Consider the following 19,030-nt stretch of genomic DNA (forward strand, 5'->3'; position numbering starts at 1 on the left):
TTTATTGAAGCCCCAGAGGGGTATTAGCAGAAACTCCTGAATAGATTGGCGAGGCAGAAGCCGAAACAGAACCATTGAATGTTCCCCAATCCTTGACTAATGATTTTTCGAAAACATTCAGTGTAAATGTCCATGTTCCGTTTTGTGAAGAAACAGTACCTGCTCCCTTGAAGCTTAAATTCACGGCATGGTAGTTTTTACCATTTTTTGAAAGTTTAGTAACTTCAGTAGAATAAGCTCCGTACGATTTAGGACTGGTACTTGTATTGGCAGCTGATACCGCATCAGTAAAAACAGCTCCTGTAATAGCAAGAACGTATTTATCCGCGTCTAATCCTGTATTCAGGCTAACTACTTCGTCCTGCTTCACATTTTTTAAAATAACAGTATACATATTTACAGGGGCCACATTACGAAGGGAAATATCGAGCATTTTCACTTTTCCGACAGGAGAACTGTCCTTGGAACGGGTAAGAAGCAGATAATTTCCTCTTGCCGGAGCATTTTCCGTATCTATTAAATAGGACTCAACCAAAGTTTCTCCTTCTACATCCAGCGTTCCTTTTGGGTTAGCAGTATTGATTCCAATTTGGGCTTTTATTCCTAATGAAGCAAAAGCCATACATAATAACAGGGTAATTTTTTTCATGATTGTATTTTTATTGAATTAACGGAGCTGCTGCAGCCCCTGTAGAAGAAGCTTTAAGGTCCTGTGTAGAACTTACATCTTTTGCATAGGATCTGTCAAAAACTAATAAATTAAGCGTCCATTCACCGGTAGGTAATGATGAAACCGGAGAGAATCCCTGGTAGTCTGCCTTAAGTTTCCATGTTCCACCTAAGGGATAAGCATAGATTTGGGGAACAGGTGTTACCCAATCTGTAGAAGATCTCACCGGCTGAGTAAAACCAAAAGAAGAGATAACTACAAAAAACTTTTGAGCATTAATCTTTGTATCAAACTGGTTTACCCAATCTTTATCGGAAGGATCACAAGTAATTTTAAACTGAATAAGATTGATGGGTGCAGGTGAATTAGGTACAAAGGAGTCGTTGTAAGCTGTAATTTTATTTTCCGGTGCGGGAGATTTAATAATAAAAGTATAATTCTCATTGGCACCTAGTTTTTCCATAGGCTTTTTGAAAACCATTCCAGATGTTTTCATTGTCCCGTTTACAGTCAGTTCTTTTTCAGGTGTGGTAGTATTTATGCCAACCTGAGCGTTCATAAGCACAGCACTTGCCACAAGCGCCATCGAAATAATTTTCGTCATTAGAAATGTGTGTTTATTGGTTACTTAACTTTTCAATTTTATATGATAGAACTCTGAATTAATTTATAGGCATAACAAACCCCGTACTCCTGCGGGGCATAGTATTCAATGGAGATCATATAAAATTTATGGATTAGTCAGGCAGTAACTTACAAGAAGTGTGCCACATGAATAATAATCAAAAAATAATTAATTATTATGAACAAAACAAGCAGTTTAATTTAAAAACATTGAATACAAAACTAAAAACAGCACAAATAATTATAATATCAACAACAACAAAAAGAATGTCTTTACAGATTGATAATGAATCAGGTGTAATATTGGAAAGAGCTCAATTCAATGAACAAATATTGAGGGAATTAAAATCAGACAGATCGTATCAAATGGAAAACTATGCTTTTTATAAATCATGAAAACAAAAAGTATAATAGCAGGATAGGTTCAAAACTTGTGAGGTAATAGATTTCCCGCAAGGATACACAAAGAATATTTATACAATGTGTAAATAAGGTAAACAAAGGCGTAAACTTGGTAAAGTAATACAAAGAAAACCCTTGTATTTCAAAAATAAGCGAAGCGGCTTTGTTTATCTTAAAAACGTCTGAAATTATTTATCCTTGTTTAACTCAGCGATTAATAAAAAACTTCCTATAAGTTTTTAAGCAAAGCCTTTTATTTTACTATTAAGATTCTAATTATAAAGAAAAGGGAATAAAAAAAAGACCGCTTATTCAGCGGTCTTTCTATATTTTATAGTAAGTTGTATTATACTTTTTCAACTTGCATGTAGCTCAGTTCCATTGGAGTTTTTCTACCGAAGATTAATACAGAAACTTCAATTTTCTTTTTATCTTCAAGAATTTTCTCAACTGTACCGTTGAATCCGTTGAAAGGTCCGTCAATTACTTTAACATTCTCTCCTACTACATATGGAATCTCAACATCGCTTGCAAATTCTGAAAGTTCATCCATTCTTCCAAGCATTCTGTTCACTTCAGATTTTCTCATCGGAACAGGATCTCCTCCTTTTGTTAAACTTAAGAAAGAAATTACACCAGGAATATTTTTGATAACGTGAGGAATTTCTCCCATCAGATCAGCTTCGATCATCAGGTACCCAGGATAGTAAGGTCTTTCTTTAGGAACTTTTTTACCGTTTCTAATCTGAATTACCTTTTCCATAGGAATAACCACTTGAGTAACGTACTGCTCAAACCCTAAACGTTTGATCTCCGTCTCAATATAGTTTTTCACTTTATTTTCCTGTCCGCTGATTGCTTTCAGCACATACCATTTCAATTCGCTCATTATGGGAAAATACTTTTGTTTTAGTTGAACACGTTAATTAGCATTCCAATTATGTTGCTGATTGCTTTAGAAAACAATTCATCAACTCCAAAGGTAAATAATGCCAAAATCACTGTCGCTATAGTCACTACAATTGTAGAAGACTGAAGATCAGACCACTTTGGCCATTCAACTTTATGTCTGAATTCGTTATAAGAACCTTTTAAAAAATCGACAAATGAACTCATACGATATTTATATTTGCACGGGCACAAGGATTCGAACCCTGATCAACGGTTTTGGAGACCGGTATCCTACCATTGGACGATGCCCGTAGATTTAAAAAGCTTCCGTAAAGAAGTTCCTTACGGAAGCCTTTTATATTTTAAGATATTAATCTAAGATTTCAGTAACCTGACCTGAACCAACTGTTCTACCTCCTTCTCTGATCGCGAATCTAAGACCCTCGTTAAGAGCGATTGGTTGTAACAATTCTACAGTGATCTCTAAGTTATCACCAGGCATTACCATTTCTACACCTTCTGGTAAGAAGATCTCACCTGTAACGTCAGTAGTTCTTACGTAGAACTGAGGACGGTATTTGTTGTGGAATGGAGTGTGACGTCCACCTTCTTCTTTAGAAAGGATATAAACAGATGCTTTGAATTTTTTGTGTGGCTTAACAGAATCTTTCTTAGCGATAACCATACCTCTCTTGATGTCAGTTTTTTCAATACCTCTCAACAATAGACCTACGTTATCACCAGCTTCACCTCTGTCTAGGATTTTTCTGAACATCTCAACTCCTGTAATTGTAGAAGTTAATTTTTCATCACCCATACCTACGATATCAACTGGATCACCAGTGTTGATAATACCTGCTTCAATTCTACCAGTTGCTACAGTACCTCTACCTGTAATAGAGAATACGTCTTCAATTGGCATCAAGAAAGGCTTCTCAGTATCTCTTACTGGCTCGTCAATCCACTCATCAACTGCATCCATTAATGCTTCAACAGTTTTGAACCACTTATCTTCTGAGTCACCGTTAGTAGCTGCAGTAAGTGCTCCAAGAGCTGAACCTTGAATTACTGGAGAGTTATCTCCATCAAAGTCATAAGTAGCTAATAGATCTCTAAGTTCCATTTCAACAAGCTCTAACAATTCTGGATCATCCACCATGTCAACTTTGTTCATGAAAACAACGATCTTAGGTACGTTTACCTGACGGCAAAGTAGGATATGTTCTCTAGTTTGAGGCATTGGACCATCAGTTGCAGCACATACTACGATAGCTCCATCCATCTGAGCAGCACCAGTTACCATGTTCTTAACATAATCGGCGTGACCTGGACAGTCAACGTGAGCATAGTGTCTTTTTTCAGTTTCGTATTCAATGTGAGCAGTATTGATAGTAATACCTCTTTCTTTTTCTTCTGGAGCAGAGTCAATTGCAGAGAAGTCTTTTTTCTCAGCAAGACCTTTGCTAGCTAATACAGCAGAAATAGCAGCTGTAAGAGTAGTTTTACCATGGTCAACGTGACCAATAGTACCAATGTTCAAGTGTGGTTTGTTACGATTAAACGTTTCCTTTGCCATGATTTAAAATTATTTATTTATTGTTTTTCAAATTTTCGGTGTGCAAATATAATGAATTTTTAAATACGAAAACCTTTTTAATGAAAAAAGTTTCAATATTCAGATCCAATGAAGCACAAACCTTTTATTTCAATGTATTGAGACTGCAAATTTACATAAATTTCCCGATTGAAAAAAACTTTGCGAAAACTTTGAGGAAGCTTTTATGAAAAAGCCTGAAATACAGAATATTTCAGGCACAATAATATAATATAAATGAAAGAATACTAGATCTGCTGGGACTTTTTGGTCCTGTTGAAGATCCAGAAAATGATCGGGAAAATGAGTAAGGTAAGAACAGTGGCTGTAATAAGCCCTCCAATGATCACAATAGCCAGTGGTTTTTGTGACTCTGATCCGATACCGGTAGATAAAGCAGCAGGCATCAATCCTATGGAGGCCATCAATGCGGTCATAATTACAGGTCTGGTTCTGGATTTTACACCGCTTAAAATAGCATCATCTATCATAAGTCCGTTTTTCACATTCTGATGGAATTCCGTAATCAGGATTACCCCGTTCTGTATACAGATTCCTAAAAGGGCAATCATTCCTACCCCCGCAGAAATTCCAAAGTTGATTCCTGTAACATGGAGCGCAATAATTCCACCGATAAGGGCAAAAGGCACATTAGCCAGTACCAGAAGAGAGTCTTTCATATTCCCGAACAGGATAAATAATAAAAAGAAAATCATCAGTATACTCACCGGAACCACCTGGGTAAGTCTGTGGGAAGCCCGCTGCTGGTTTTCAAACTGCCCTGTCCATCCGATAGAATAGCCGTCCGGTAGTTCAATATGGGCTACTTTTTTCTGAGCATCGGCAATCGTACTTCCCAAATCACGGTCGCGGATTGAGAATTTAACACCAATATATCTTTTGATGTCATCTCTGTAGATAAATGCAGCCCCATTATCTTTTACAATACGGCTGATTTCTTTTAAAGGAATCTTAGCTCCATCCTGTGTAGGCACCATCAATGCAGCAATATCATTCTCATCTTTCCTATATTCCTGAGAATAGCGGAGACGAATAGGAAATTTTCGTTCGCCATCAAACATTTCTGAAGCTGTTTTTCCTCCGAAAGCCATTTCCAGCACGGCCTGTGCATCTGCCGGCATCACTCCGTAAGCAGCCATTTTATCTCTGTCCAGAATCACACTTACTTCCGGCTGGCCTATATTTTTAATGATTCCCGGATCTTTTACCCCTTCTACATTTTTGATCTGTGCCAGCACTTCTTCTGCCAGCTTATCCAGGGTTTCCAGATTATCTCCATAGATTTTGATTCCGTTTTCCGCTTTAAATCCGGCTACTGCTTCAGCAACATTGTCAGAGATCGGCTGTGAATAATTGAATGTAATTCCCTGATAATTTCTGAGTTTTTTATCGATCTCATCAATCAGTTCTTCATAGGTGATCTTGCGTTTCCATTCTTCTTTAGGTTTAAGATTTACGGCAAACTGTACAAATCCGAATCCATTAGGGTCTGTTCCGTCGTTGCTTCGGCCTGTCTGCGCCAGAACATCTGTTACTTCCGGTACACTCATAATATCTTTCTTGAGAAGATCTGCTGTTTTCAGTGATTCTTTTAATGATGAACTCATCGGCATTTCCGCTGTGATCCATAATGAACCTTCGTTAAGCTGCGGCAGGAATTCAGTTCCTAAAAACTTTCCGGAGAACAATGTTACTGCCAGAAATGCAATAGCCACAATAAGGCTCATCCTTTTATGTTTAAAAGTATAGTTGAAGCCTTTTAAAACAATTCTGTCCCAGAAATTAACAAACGGATTGTTCTTTTCTTTTACATTCTTATTTAATAAAATATGGGAAAGAACCGGAACCAGGGTTAGCGTGAATATCAATGCTCCCATCAGTGCAAAACCCAGGGTAAAGGCTAAAGGTGAGAACATCTTTCCTTCTACTTTCTGAAATGAGAAAATAGGAATCAGGGAGGTAATGATGATCAGTTTTGAGAAGAAAATGGCTTTTCCCAAACCTGTTCCTGTCTGCTTGATCCAGCCTCCTTTGGCCAGTTTGTTGAACTTTTCAGTTCCGTATTTATGTGCTTTATGATCGAGCATTACGAAGAGCCCTTCCACCATGACGACGGCTCCGTCTATAATAATCCCGAAGTCTACAGCTCCCAGAGAAAGAAGGTTTGCGCTCATTCCCGCCAGTTTTAAACACAGGAAAGCAAACAGCAGGGACAAAGGAATGATGATGGAAACAATCAGAGTTGTTCTCCAGTCTGCCATAAAGATCAAAACAATTACCGTTACCAGTACAATCCCTTCAATCAGATTGTGCATTACAGTGTGTGTGGTAAAATCCATCAGGTTATCTCTGTCGTAGAAAGTAACCATTTTCACATCTTTTGGAAGGATTTTTTCGTTGAGTTCTTTAATTTTCGCTTTTACTCCTACCAGAACCTCTCTTGGATTTTCTCCTTTTCTCATCACCACGATTCCTTCCACGGTATCATCATGATGATTCAGGGCTGCCTGCCCTACTCTCGGCATAGAGCTTTCATGAACATCTGCAACATTCTTTACCAGCACAGGATTTCCACTGTCGTTATGTATGGTAATATTCCCAATATCAGAGATGGATTTCACAAGTCCTATGCCTCTTACCACATAAGCCTGCCCGTTCTTTTCAATAACATCTCCTCCTACGTTCAGGTTACTCTTGGTAACGGCATCATATACCTGGAGTGGCGTAAGATTGTATTTATCCAGTGCCCGTGGATCTATACTTAATTCAAAAACTTTGTCCTGGCCTCCAAATACATTGATATCTGCTACTCCGGGAACTCCTCTTAAGGCTCGATCGATAACCCAGTTCTGAAGGGTAAGCAGTTCTCTGGAGTCTTTGGTTTTACTTTCAAGGGTATATCTGAAAATTTCACCGGTTGGCCCGTAGGGTGGCTGTACTTCAGGATCTACCTCATCAGGAAGGCTAATGGTTCTTAATTGGTTATTGACCTGATTTCTGGCAAAAGTATCATCCACCCCGTCGTCAAAAAGAATTTTCACGATAGAAAGACCAAACATGGTAGTACTTCTTACGTTTGTTTTCTTTTGAACCGGGCTCATGGCCAATTCGATGGGGGTGGTAACGAAACGTTCGACTTCTTCGGCACTCCGCCCATTCCATTGGGTTATAATGACAATCTGGGTATTGGTAACATCAGGAAAAGCTTCAATGGGCATATTTTTGAAGCTGATAAAGCCTGATATTGCTAAAATAGCAACCCAGATAAAAGTAAAAGCTTTATTCTTTAAGGAAAAAGCAATTATATTTTTAATAAATTTATTCATGATTGATTACATTGATGACCTAAAAAAGCCGTTGAAAGAATTTTAAAACAAAGTTTAAAAATTAGCTGTTCAGGGAACGGTAAATCAGTAACTGGTTGTTGGTGATCACTTCTTCTCCTTCAGACAGGCCTCCTCCCACATAGGTAACTTCTCCTACCTGCTTCATTACTTTTATTTCTTTCACTTTAATGTCGGTTCTGGATTTAAAAACCACTACAAAGCTTCTGTTGTCATCGAAGATCACTGCTTTTGAGGGTACGGTAAGCGCTGTGCTGCTCTCAGAGCTGGAAACCTTTATCGTTGCTTTGCTTTCCGGGATCAGGAGGCCATTAGCATTATCCAAAACAACTCTTGCCTGCATGGCATTGGTTTCGGGATCAATGATCTTAAATATTTTATCAATTTTTCCGTCAAAAATTTTATCCGGGTAAGATAAAGTGGAAACCTGAGCTTTCATTCCAAGGCTGATCTTGTCTATATCAGATTCGTTTACGTTCATGATGGCCCATACATTGGTGGTATTGGCTACATCGAAGATATTTTCGCTTCTGTCACTTCTCAGCTGCATATCTTTATTGATATTTTTCTGAACAATGTATCCACTGATTGGCGCTACAACACTGTAAATATTTCCTTTTTTTACATTGTATACCGTACTTACCGCGGTAGCCCTCTGCAGTTGGTCCTGTGCTTTCTGCAGAACACTTTTGGCTTCCAGAACTTCTCTTTCTGTGGTCAGCTTTCCTTCAAACATTTCTTTAGCTACCCTAAGATTGTTCTGGGCAACCACCAGATCAGTTTTAGCATCACTTACGTCTTTCTGTACTTCTGCGAGTTCTGTACTTCTGATGGTGGCCAGAACCTGCCCTTTTTTCACATAATCGCCCAATTCTGCATTTACGCTTAAAACGTTTCCTCCTACTAAAGGGTAAACATCAATATAACTGTTTTTATCAGCAGAAATTTTTCCGTAGAAATTATATTCATCTTCTATATATTTTTTTTCAACTTTGGCGAGAGAGATGGAGCTCAGCATGGTATTGCTCAGTTCAAACCCTTTTTTGGCCTGCGGCCTCACTTCTTCTTTTTTTCCGCAGGATAGTAAAGTCAGAGCGATCAGTACAGGGATAATATATTTTTTCATGATTAATAGAAGATTTTGGTTTGTATTAATTGATTGAGTTGTTCTGCAGACTGGATGATCTCATTTTTCATATCATAGATCTGAAGGGCTGTCTCCCTGTAGCTGTCCATAAAGTCTGTAAACTCAATAAGGTTTACATTCCCTTTCCTGAAGTTTTTCATCATCCCGTCATACACTAGATCCATATTATTAAGATCTGTTGTTTTGATCTCTGCCAGCTGATCGTATTGGGTTTTCCATGTTTTATAAGCTGCCCGGACTTTTGTTTCAAGGTTTAATTTCTGATAGTCTGCATTTTTCTGATTCTGCTGAATGGCATAATTCGCTTTTTCAACATTTCCCTGATTGGCTCTCCATAAAGGCAGCGGAATAGCCACCATAAGATTCACTTCATTTTTAAATGTTCCTCCGTTCTGGTCCCATCCGGCACCTACGTTCAGATCCGGAACATTCATAGATTTTTGCCACTGGGCGTATAATTTGCTGTTTTCTATTAATTTTAAATAATACTGATAGTCTGCATTGTTTTCCAGCGCTTTCTTTTTAAGTTCTTCATCGTCACCAAAAGGCTGGGCAGCCAAAATATCCTTTGCTTCGGCATCGGAAATCCGGGGTTCAATATCTTCGGTAATCCCTGTCAGTAGTTTTAAGCTCTGTTCGAATTCAAGAATATTTTTATTAATTCCCAGCTTATCATTGTTCAGCTGGATCACAAGGCTCTGTAATCTTACTTCGTCTTTAAGGGAAACGTTTCCTTTTGCCGACTGTACGCGGTAGGCACTCAAAAGGTCATTCATATACCCTAATTGCTTATTGGTATTGTCAAGTTTAAGTTTTTCGTAGTAGAGATTGAAATAAGCAGTACGTAGCTGGGCCCTTAAATCTACAAGCAATTGAGAAAACTGTAACTGGGCCAATTCTTTATTTGATTTTGCAAAAGCAATTTCATTCTTCTTTTTCCCGCCCATGTAAATCAATTGGGTAACCTGGGCTCCTTTTGCATGGCCTGCATCAAATACTTTATTTCCTTCGGGATTGTAAGCATTAATCTGGCCGCTGAGCTGAGGAAGCTCCCAGATTTTTGCCTGCAGAATATCTGCATCAGCCATGTTGATGTTGTATTGTTCTGCGAGAAGCTGTAGGTTATTGCTCTGAAATGCTTCTTCACACTCCACAAGCGACAGCTCCCGCTGCTGCCCTGCCATGAATGAGGAAATGGCAATGAGCAGTCCGACAATCTTGTTCATTCTTTCTATTTATCAACAAAATTGCCTCTACAGGATTAAAATGCTCTTAAAGATTGCTTAAAAAAAAATTAAATTTTGCTTGGGTAAAAAAGTCTGTGGCTAAACGGAATATTCCTGACAATTTATTTATTGAAAATTATACTGAATTTATTAAGATTTTCAGATGGTGAAGAATATATGATCTGCGCACCATGATATTCAAGAATTCTTTTAACGATACGAAGCCCAAGGCCTGAGCCCGAAATATTCTGTGAATTGTTTCCTCTCATAAAAGCCTCAAAAAGCCTGGATTGCTCCTCCTCCGGAATCGTATTACCATGAGAAATAACATCTACCATAAGCTCTTCATTGGTTTCCGTAATGAGGACATCCATTTCTGCATCATCAGAATATACTGCGGCATTCTTAAACAGATTAATAAAAACAATAACCAGCAACGACTGGATTCCATTGATGATAAGAAGACCATTTTCAGAAGTATCTTCAGAGATGAGAAAATCCATTTTAAGCGTTGGGTAACTTTTTTCAACGGCTTCAAAGGCTTCAAAGATCACTTCATCAATTCTTACTTCTTCATAAATACTCTGGATATTTTCTTTATCAAATTTTGTCAGCAGCAGCAAAGAGTTTGTAAGATCAGATAACTGATAAATATCGCGTTGGATTTGTTTTAAAGAGGATAGCGTTTTTGGGGAATGTTCTTCAAATTTGATCAGATTTTCCAACTGAAAGGCCATTCTTGTAATGGGAGTTCTGATCTCATGCGATGCACTGGCTGTAAAATCTTTCTGTGACTGAAAAACATCATCCAGCCTGCCAATCATGGTATTGAATGATTTTGCCAATACATTGATCTCATCATCAGACTGCCGGACAGGGATCTCTGTAGTCAGCTTATGAGCCGTCACTTCTGAAATTTCCTGGTTAAGATCTTCCAAAGGACGTAAAAATTTTCCCATGAAATAATAACTCAAAAAGCCGATAAGAAGCGTACTCATTACATAGGCTGTAATCAAAAGATATTTCAGGAATGCCAGCTTTGATTTGCCATTGGTATCAAAAGCACTGGTAAGAATATAATAATTTTCACCGTTGATATTGCGTAATGCCGCATAAATCTCGGGAACTGTTTTTTCTGTATAGATGATTTTCTTTTCATCTAATTCTTTAAGCAATGTATTATCCCAGGTTACGTTCCGGTCTTTGATTGTACTGTAAATAAGCTCTTTCTGAGCATTAAAAATTAAAATCGTTTCATTCAGAAGGATATTATCCGAATTTTCATTAAAAAAAACAGGGGCTTCTTCTTCAAAATCCTTAGACTTTGAAATAAAATGAGTGGTAAATTCCAGACGTTGCCTGAATCTTTCTTTGAATTCGTCTCTTCGAAAATCATTAAAGGACAGGTAAATCACCGCCATTACCATTGCAAAAAGCAGGGAAAAAGCGATGCTGAGCGTTAATGCTATCCTTCTTTTTAACGACATTTATTATAACGGGCTTAAATAATATCCAAATCCTGAACGGGTATGAATAAGTTTAATTTTAAAATCTTTATCAATCTTTTTCCGTAAAAAGTTAATATAAACCTCTACGGTGTTGGTATTCGTATTAAAGTTATGTTCCCATACATGTTCAGTGATCTGTTGCTTGGAAACGGTTCTCCCCTGTGCTTCGGCCAGATAAACCAGCAGCTGGAATTCTTTCAGGGTAAGGGCAATTTCATTCCCTGCACGGTAAACCTTCTGCTCAGTTTTATTAATGATCAGATCATCTACCCGAATAATATCCTGATCTGTGGTATCTGACGGCGCTTTTCTTCTTAGAAGGGAGTTCATTCTCAGTAAAAGCTCTTCAAACTGGAACGGTTTTACGAGATAATCATCTGCAAGACGGGTAAAAGCATCCTTTTTATCGGAGATATCGCCATAAGCCGAAATAATAATGATAGGCGTATTCTTATCAAAGGAACGAATAGTCTGACAGACATCAAGTCCATTTATTTTAGGAACATTGATATCGAGCAGATATAGAGCATAGGTATTGTTCTTAATCTGGCGGAGAAAAGTTTCTCCGTCATAGATCTTATCACAGGTAAAATTATTTGATTCTAAAAATCTGCAAAGCTCCGCAGAAAGAATAAGATCGTCTTCCAGTAAAAGAATATTCATCAAAATTTATTTTACACGAATTTAACGAAAATTTTATGGTCCCGGATCATCCATAAAAAATAGATAGACAGTTTTAATTAAATTTTAAGCTGTAAATGGAATAATACAGATTATAAACTCACAAAAGATAAAGGATCAGTTTCAAAATTTGGGAAGAATATTTTTTATTAATTTCTGGCTTGCAGGCATAAAAAAATCCCGAAAAAATCCGGGATGATAGTGAGCCAACTACGGGACTTGAACCCGTGACCTCTTCCTTACCAAGGAAGCACTCTACCGCTGAGCTAAGTCGGCATTGAACCAAAAAAATCACACTGATTAGCGTGATTTTCTTTGAGCGGAAGACGGGGGTCGAACCCGCGACATTCAGCTTGGAAGGCTGACGCTCTACCAACTGAGCTACTTCCGCAATTTTGTTTCCAAAACTATTGGTAAACGCTGTGCAAAACTAAGAAAAACTATTTAATCCTGCAACTTTTTTTTCTAATATAAAATGTGGGGAGAGCAGGATTCGAACCTACGAAGCCGAAGCAACTGAGTTACAGTCAGTCCCATTTAGCCACTCTGGAATCTCCCCAGATATTTTATATTAAATTGAGCCTCCAGAGGGATTCGAACCCACGACCCCGAGATTACAAATCACGTGCTCTGGCCAACTGAGCTATGGAGGCATTTTAATATTTCGACTGAAAGCGGTGGAGAAACTCTACTCTACGCATTTCAGTAGTGAAAAAAAAATCACCCTTTTTGAGTGATATTTTGAGCGGAAGACGGGGGTCGAACCCGCGACATTCAGCTTGGAAGGCTGACGCTCTACCAACTGAGCTACTTCCGCAATTTTGTTTCCAAAACTATTGGTAAACGCTGTGCAAAACTAAGAAAAACTATTTAATCCTGCAACTTTTTTTTTCTAATATAAAATGTGGGGAGAGCAGGATTCGAACCTACGAAGCCGAAGCAACTGAGTTACAGTCAGTCCCATTTAGCCACTCTGGAATCTCCCCAGATATTTTATATTAAATTGAGCTTCCAGAGGGATTCGAACCCACGACCCCGAGATTACAAATCACGTGCTCTGGCCAACTGAGCTATGGAAGCATTTAATAAAAAAGAATTCAAAAGATCGCTGTTCCCTTTTTGCGAGTGCAAATATAGAACGGATTTTTTGAATTCTCAAATTTTTCTATAACTTTTTTTAAACTTTTTTACTACGCCATTTCTTTTTTCTTGATTAGTAGCTTTTTAGCAGTATCAACACAAAGGTCTAGACTTTCTTCAAAACTGGCAGATGTCTTTTTTACTACAATATCGTCTCCCGGAACCGCTAAAATAATTTCAGCTGTTTTATTCGCTTTATCGGCGTTATTTTCAACTTTCAGAAAAACCTTACACTCATGAATTTTATCATAGAAGGTATCTAATTTGCTTACTTTTTTGTCAATGTGTGATTCTAGTGGTTCGTGTGGAGTTAAACCAATTGATTGTACTGTGATCTTCATAATTCTTCTTTTTTAGACGCTCTAGGATGAGCCTGATTAAACACTTTTTTCAATTGTTCAATATTAGCATTCGTATAGACTTGAGTACTTGCAAGACTTGAATGCCCTAATATTTTCTTTACTTTGGAGATCTCCGCCCCATTATCCAGAACATGTGTAGCAAAACTATGCCGCAGGATATGAGGGCTTCTTTTTTCTTTTGTTGTTACAAGACTAAGGTACTTATTAACTACCACATAAACAAATTTTTCATTGAGTTTTTTACCCTTTTTATTGACAAAAAAATAGGTTTTATGTTCGTCCGTAGGTTTCCTTATTTCCAGATAACTTTCAAGCAGCTCCGAAAGGCCTTCGGAAATCGGAATAAATCTTTCTTTATTCCCTTTTCCTATTATTTTCAGTTCGTTTCCGCTTATATTAACATACTCAAACATCAGGCCACAAAGTTCTGCTTTCCGGATTCCGGTCTGATATAACACTTCCATAATACATCTTTCGAGAATATCATGTACTTCTATAAATATCCGGTCATTGAGATCCTGCATTTCCTCCTGTGACATAGGAATCTGTTTTTCAGCATAAAACTTCAGAGAAGACATCCCTTCTGCCGGAGAAATTTTAATTTCTCCTATTTTTAAAAGGAAAAGATAAAAACTTCGCAGAGATGATAATTTTCTGTTGATGCTTCTTTTTGAAATTCCATTTTCGCTTAATTCAATGATAAAATTCCGGATTACTTTTTTGTCAGCTTTGGAAATGTCATCTGAAGATTCTGTTCTGAGGAAGAAATAAGAAAAATCTTCAAGATCTTTTTTATAGCTTGTAATGGTATGAGGAGAATACCTCTTCTCGAATTGTAAATATTCTAAAAACTTATATAGCATTTACGTAGGGTATAAAAACAAAAATTCACCTCTCAAATATACGTATTTAAGAAGTGAATTAATGTATGCGATTTAAGAAAATTCTTAAGCCTGCTCTTCTTTGCTAAGATTTCTCTGCTTGTGAGCAGCTTTCAGTCTAGCTTGTCTTAAAGTTACAGAAGGCTTAATAAACTGTTGTCTAGCTCTTAATTGACGAACTGTACCTGTTTTATCAAATTTTCTTTTATATTTTTTTAAAGCTCTGTCGATGGATTCACCATCTTTTACTGGAATTATTAACATATTTTACATCTCATTTTGGATTGCAAAAGTAATATATTTTCATTAAACAACAAAATTATATCCAGTAAAAAAAGATAATGGGTTTTAATTTCAACTAAAAACATTATAAAAACAATAAATCAATATCCAAATCAATGAAATACATTTAATATTTAAAGTTAAATTATGAATTTATTCAAAATAAAATAATAAAACATTAAGATAATCATATTTTGATTAAATTTGGATTTTTAAAAATAATAAAACAAAACAGCCATGAAAAAATAATTACTCTTATTTATAACCTTCTTCCTCTCAACTCAGCTTTTTATTTTTTTACCCGCCCTAAGTAACAGCAGATTATATCAATAAAAGTCATTTTAAAAAAACACTTCCAGATATGCTAAAAAAAATACTTTTTACTATACTAGCACTCTTTTACCTATCTCTTACCGCACAGGAAGACTGCATTTCAGCGATCACGGTATGTGGAAACTCCAATATCAATTACACACCATCAGGAATAGGAAATATTAATGAAAATTTAGGAGGATGTCTTTCATATGAAAATCATTCAGTCTGGTATAAATTTACCATTGCAACCAGTGGCACCCTTACCTTTGACATCACCCCAACAGGACCTGTCGATTATGACTGGGCAGTTTATGGCCCGAATGTAACCTGCTCCAACAGAGGAACCCCTATCCGCTGTAATGCCTCCGGGGAAAACGGAGCTACAGGACTGAATATGAGCAGCACACAGACTTCCGTACCCGGAGGCTTCGGCCAGCCAAGGTATTGCAAATATATGGATGTACTCGCCGGGCAGACCTATTATTTATATGTAGATAATTGGTCGACCACTGTTTATACATTTAATTTAACATGGGGAGGTACTGCTACTTTTGTTTCACCTTTCAATAATTCGTCTGCAGCTCCCAATCCATTTATACCACCGGGAGCTCCGGGACCGAATGCCAATTCACCGCGGGAAATCCCAATCTGCGGAAATACAGCCGTTTTCGATTTCAGTTCTTTATCAGCAGGAATATTAAACGGAAATCCCAATTTCACGGTTACTTATTTTAACAATGCCAATAATGCGGCTACCGGAACGAATCCCATCACAGCTCCAACCACCGTAAACACTACCAATACTTACTATTATAATATTAACTATCAAGATCCAAACAGCCCTGGAAGTACGATCAATGCCTGCAAACAGACCAATGCCATTGTTTTCAGAAACAAAAGTATTACTGCTTCAATAACACCTTCGGCCACTGTTTTATGCCCGGGAGGAAGCATTACCTTAACTTCTAACAACCCCACAGGAAATACATGGTCTACTGGAGCTACTACCCCTTCTATTACAGTAACTTCTCCGGGGACTTATACTTTAACAACTACCAATGGAACATGTACGAGCGCTCCGGTTTCTACTACGATTACTCAAGATACGGATCCCGCTGTAAGTATTACAGGAAATTTAGTACTCTGTGAATCAACCAGCACGCAGCTTACCGCTTCTTCCACAGGAACGGGAAACACTTACACCTGGTCTACAGGAGCAACGGGGAATACTATTTCGGTTTCAACACCGGGAACCTATACGGTTACTGTGAAAACCCCTTCCAACTGCCAGTACACAAAATCTGTCACGGTAGCACAAGGTGTGGTTCCTGTTGTTCAGAATTCAAGCTTGAGCCAATGTTCAAATACGGCAACAGCTATTTTCGACCTTACCTCATCGCAACCCAATATCAGCCAAACAGCTAATGTAAGTTTCGATTATTATGTGAATCAAGCAGATGCGATTGCAGGAAATACGAATACAATTACGAACCCAGCAACCTATAATTCAGGTAATGCAACGATCTATGTCCGGGTAAAATCAGCAATCTGTTCTAAAATTGCACAATTGCAATTAAATATTACGCAATCGACCGCACCGAGCATTACAGCATCTTCGTCTACGATATGCTACGGAGGGAATGTTACCCTCACATCAAGCATCAGCACCGGAAACACCTGGTCTACAGGAGCAACAACCCCATCGATCACCGTTACAACCGAAGGCATCTACACTTTGACCAATACAAGCGGAAATTGCACCAGTACTCCCGTTTCAGTTACTATAAATAAAGAGAACGACCCGAATGTGACCATTACAGGAAATTTATTACTGTGTGACCAAACCAGCACACAACTTACAGCTGCTTCGGCGGGGACAGGAAACCTCTACACCTGGTCTACAGGAGCAACAACACCAGCGATTACTGTAACGTCTCCGGGAACTTATACTGTTACTGTGAAAACGCCCGCCAACTGCCAGTACACGAAATCTGTTACGGTAGCACAAGGCATTGTTCCTGCTGTTCAGAATTCAAGTTTGAGCCAATGCTCCAATACGGCAACAGCTATTTTTGATCTTACTTCAGCACAACCTAATATCAGCACAACTTCAACTGTAAGTTTTGATTATTATGTGAATCAGGCAGATGCGATTGCGGGAAATGCGAATACCATTACGAACCCAACAACCTATAATTCAGGTAATGCTACCATTTATGTCCGTGTAAAATCAACAACCTGTTTTAAAGTAGCCCAGCTGCAGCTTTCCGTTACCCAATTCCCTGTGCCAACGATCAGCGCATCTTCTACAACGATATGCTATGGAGGGAATATCACTTTAACTTCAAGCAATGCAACGGGAAACACATGGTCCACAGGAGAAACAACCCAATCCATCACCATTACAGCTCCCGGCACCTACACTTTAACGGGGGCAAACGGATTGTGCTCAAGCGCACCGGCATCCATTAGCATTTCGGCAGAAAACAATCCGAATTTACAGGTTTCCGGAAATCTTTCTTTCTGCCCGGGATCTTCAACTATACTGACCGCTTCTTCACAGGGGACAGGAAATACATTTACATGGTCAAATGGAGTAAATGGAGCCTCTAATACGATTAATATACCCGGCACTTATACTGTTACCGCTACAACACCTGCCGGCTGCCAATATCAAAAATCCGTAGTCGTAACTATGGATAATGCCATCATTGTAAATATTGCTCCACCGGCACAGATCACCTGCACCAACCCGCAAATCACACTCAATGCAACAGCTTCAATCTATCAGCCCGGAGCCACATTCCTATGGACAGCTTCTAATGGAGGGTCTATTATTTCAGGAGGCAGTACTTTGACTCCTACCGTTAATAATGGTGGAACTTATACTCTTACCATTACAAGTGCAGCACCTTTAGCATGTACCAGCCAGGCTTCAGTAGTGGTTAACAAAAACATAACCCCTCCTACTATTGCTATTTCTGCACCTAAACTTACTATTTGCCTTGGGGAATCTGTGGTTCTTACTGCCACAGGGGCTGCTACTTACACCTGGACAGGTATTCCAGGCAACGGAAGCTCGCAGACAGTGTCACCTACTACAACCACAACGTATACGGTAACCGGAACCGGAGTTAATGGATGCGCTGCCCAGACGCCGGCTACAATAACAATTAATGTTGTTCCTGAAATTGTTTCAACCCTACATGACATTGAAATCTGTAAAGGAGACAAAGCTATTCTGGATGCAGGATTCGGACCTAACTACACTTATTTATGGAATACAGGAGCAACCACCCGGACCATTAATGTAGAGCTTGAAGGAAATTATTCAGTTACTATAAGCAACGGAGTCTGCTCAAAAACATTCACTGCTACGGTAAGGTATATTGTTACGCCTGAAATCCTGAATATTATTTATAAGGACAATACCTTAACGATCAATATCAAAAACAGTGGAAACCTTCCGGCAGAGTACTCCATAGACGGAGGGGTAACATGGCAGTCATCCAATATATTCACCAACGTACTCAGAAATACTCAATATCCTATTAAAGTAAGAAACAGAGGAGCATTATGCGAAACGAATACAACTTATTATACGTTTTTCATGTCCAATGTTATCACTCCAAACTATGACGGCATTAATGATGGGATTGATTTCAGTATCATCAGCAGATATGGAAACTTTGAAGGAAGTATATTTGACCGATACGGAAAATCGATTTTCAAGGTCACTCCTAAAAATCCGATATGGGATGGTAAATATCTTAACGCCCCACTTCCTACGGGCAGTTACTGGTACCGTTTATTCTGGGAAGATAAAATCAGTAAAAAACCTGTAGAAACATCAGGCTGGATATTATTAAAAAATAGAGATTAATTTTTATACAACTGCCGACAATCTATGAATGTCGGCAGTTTTGTTTCACCCCTATGAAT

At 38.3% G+C, this 19,030-nt stretch carries 15 protein-coding genes and 8 tRNA genes; 2 read left to right on the top strand and 21 right to left on the bottom strand.

All coding sequences use genetic code 11. The features are described 5' to 3' along the window. Window position 1 precedes the first annotated feature (1 nt). The gene (locus tag FW768_RS12320) at window positions 2–649 is read right to left on the bottom strand and encodes a hypothetical protein (protein WP_153395840.1); all 648 of its coding nucleotides are present in this window, start codon (window positions 647–649) and stop codon (window positions 2–4) included. A gap of 10 nt (window positions 650–659) precedes the next feature. Beyond that, window positions 660–1,274 (bottom strand): hypothetical protein, encoded by a 615-nt coding sequence (locus FW768_RS12325; RefSeq protein WP_153395842.1) that lies wholly within the window; start codon window positions 1,272–1,274, stop codon window positions 660–662. A 167-nt stretch (window positions 1,275–1,441) separates the two neighbouring features. On the opposite strand from FW768_RS12325, the gene FW768_RS12330 reads away from it, so the two are divergent. Further along, a complete protein-coding gene (locus FW768_RS12330) occupies window positions 1,442–1,690 on the top strand; it encodes a hypothetical protein (protein WP_153395844.1) in 249 nt (82 codons plus the stop codon). A gap of 352 nt (window positions 1,691–2,042) precedes the next feature. Here the strand turns inward: FW768_RS12330 and nusG are convergent, their stop codons facing one another. The 19 genes from nusG to rpsU all read right to left on the bottom strand — a co-directional run bounded on the left by nusG (window position 2,043) and on the right by rpsU (window position 14,755). Continuing rightward, the gene (gene nusG / locus FW768_RS12335; protein ID WP_002976412.1) at window positions 2,043–2,585 is read right to left on the bottom strand and encodes a transcription termination/antitermination protein NusG; all 543 of its coding nucleotides are present in this window, start codon (window positions 2,583–2,585) and stop codon (window positions 2,043–2,045) included. A 20-nt stretch (window positions 2,586–2,605) separates the two neighbouring features. Then, the gene (gene secE / locus FW768_RS12340) at window positions 2,606–2,812 is read right to left on the bottom strand and encodes a preprotein translocase subunit SecE (RefSeq protein WP_034723808.1); all 207 of its coding nucleotides are present in this window, start codon (window positions 2,810–2,812) and stop codon (window positions 2,606–2,608) included. Window positions 2,813–2,828: 16 nt separating this feature from the next. Continuing rightward, window positions 2,829–2,899: transfer RNA gene (locus tag FW768_RS12345), tRNA-Trp, on the bottom strand. Window positions 2,900–2,957: 58 nt separating this feature from the next. Further along, complete coding sequence (gene tuf / locus FW768_RS12350) at window positions 2,958–4,163, bottom strand: elongation factor Tu (RefSeq protein WP_039369540.1); 1,206 nt, start codon at window positions 4,161–4,163, stop codon at window positions 2,958–2,960. 266 nt (window positions 4,164–4,429) lie between these two features. Beyond that, window positions 4,430–7,528: an efflux RND transporter permease subunit gene (locus FW768_RS12355; protein ID WP_153395846.1), complete on the bottom strand. Its 3,099-nt coding sequence runs from the start codon at window positions 7,526–7,528 to the stop codon at window positions 4,430–4,432. A gap of 61 nt (window positions 7,529–7,589) precedes the next feature. Continuing rightward, window positions 7,590–8,672 carry an efflux RND transporter periplasmic adaptor subunit gene (locus FW768_RS12360; protein WP_153395848.1) on the bottom strand — a complete coding sequence of 361 codons (1,083 nt, stop codon included), beginning with the start codon at window positions 8,670–8,672 and terminating at the stop codon, window positions 7,590–7,592. Between the two features lie 2 nt (window positions 8,673–8,674). Then, window positions 8,675–9,919 carry a TolC family protein gene (locus FW768_RS12365; RefSeq protein ID WP_153395850.1) on the bottom strand — a complete coding sequence of 415 codons (1,245 nt, stop codon included), beginning with the start codon at window positions 9,917–9,919 and terminating at the stop codon, window positions 8,675–8,677. A 122-nt stretch (window positions 9,920–10,041) separates the two neighbouring features. Continuing rightward, on the bottom strand, window positions 10,042–11,406 hold the full coding sequence (locus tag FW768_RS12370) for an ATP-binding protein (protein ID WP_153395852.1): 1,365 nt from the start codon (window positions 11,404–11,406) through the stop codon (window positions 10,042–10,044). A 3-nt stretch (window positions 11,407–11,409) separates the two neighbouring features. After that, the gene (locus FW768_RS12375) at window positions 11,410–12,090 is read right to left on the bottom strand and encodes a response regulator transcription factor (RefSeq protein WP_153395853.1); all 681 of its coding nucleotides are present in this window, start codon (window positions 12,088–12,090) and stop codon (window positions 11,410–11,412) included. A gap of 222 nt (window positions 12,091–12,312) precedes the next feature. Next, a tRNA-Thr gene (locus tag FW768_RS12380) sits at window positions 12,313–12,384 on the bottom strand. Window positions 12,385–12,426: 42 nt separating this feature from the next. Then, window positions 12,427–12,499 (bottom strand) — tRNA-Gly (locus FW768_RS12385). 87 nt (window positions 12,500–12,586) lie between these two features. Then, window positions 12,587–12,667: transfer RNA gene (locus FW768_RS12390), tRNA-Tyr, on the bottom strand. 20 nt (window positions 12,668–12,687) lie between these two features. Beyond that, window positions 12,688–12,761 (bottom strand) — tRNA-Thr (locus FW768_RS12395). A gap of 91 nt (window positions 12,762–12,852) precedes the next feature. Then, window positions 12,853–12,925 (bottom strand) — tRNA-Gly (locus FW768_RS12400). 88 nt (window positions 12,926–13,013) lie between these two features. Beyond that, window positions 13,014–13,094: transfer RNA gene (locus FW768_RS12405), tRNA-Tyr, on the bottom strand. A gap of 20 nt (window positions 13,095–13,114) precedes the next feature. Beyond that, window positions 13,115–13,188 (bottom strand) — tRNA-Thr (locus FW768_RS12410). A 110-nt stretch (window positions 13,189–13,298) separates the two neighbouring features. After that, window positions 13,299–13,589 carry an HPF/RaiA family ribosome-associated protein gene (locus FW768_RS12415; RefSeq protein ID WP_153395856.1) on the bottom strand — a complete coding sequence of 97 codons (291 nt, stop codon included), beginning with the start codon at window positions 13,587–13,589 and terminating at the stop codon, window positions 13,299–13,301. Further along, on the bottom strand, window positions 13,586–14,473 hold the full coding sequence (locus FW768_RS12420; protein WP_153395858.1) for a tyrosine-type recombinase/integrase: 888 nt from the start codon (window positions 14,471–14,473) through the stop codon (window positions 13,586–13,588). The genes FW768_RS12415 and FW768_RS12420 overlap by 4 nt, the downstream gene beginning before the upstream one ends. 84 nt (window positions 14,474–14,557) lie before the next feature. Next, window positions 14,558–14,755, bottom strand: a complete 198-nt coding sequence (gene rpsU, locus FW768_RS12425; RefSeq protein WP_062697349.1) for a 30S ribosomal protein S21 — start codon at window positions 14,753–14,755, stop codon at window positions 14,558–14,560. A 379-nt stretch (window positions 14,756–15,134) separates the two neighbouring features. On the opposite strand from rpsU, the gene FW768_RS12430 reads away from it, so the two are divergent. Continuing rightward, on the top strand, window positions 15,135–18,971 hold the full coding sequence (locus FW768_RS12430) for a T9SS type B sorting domain-containing protein (protein ID WP_153395860.1): 3,837 nt from the start codon (window positions 15,135–15,137) through the stop codon (window positions 18,969–18,971). Window positions 18,972–19,030 lie beyond the last annotated feature (59 nt).

The organism is Chryseobacterium vaccae (assembly GCF_009602705.1).
Classification (GTDB): Bacteria; Bacteroidota; Bacteroidia; order Flavobacteriales; family Weeksellaceae; genus Chryseobacterium; species Chryseobacterium vaccae.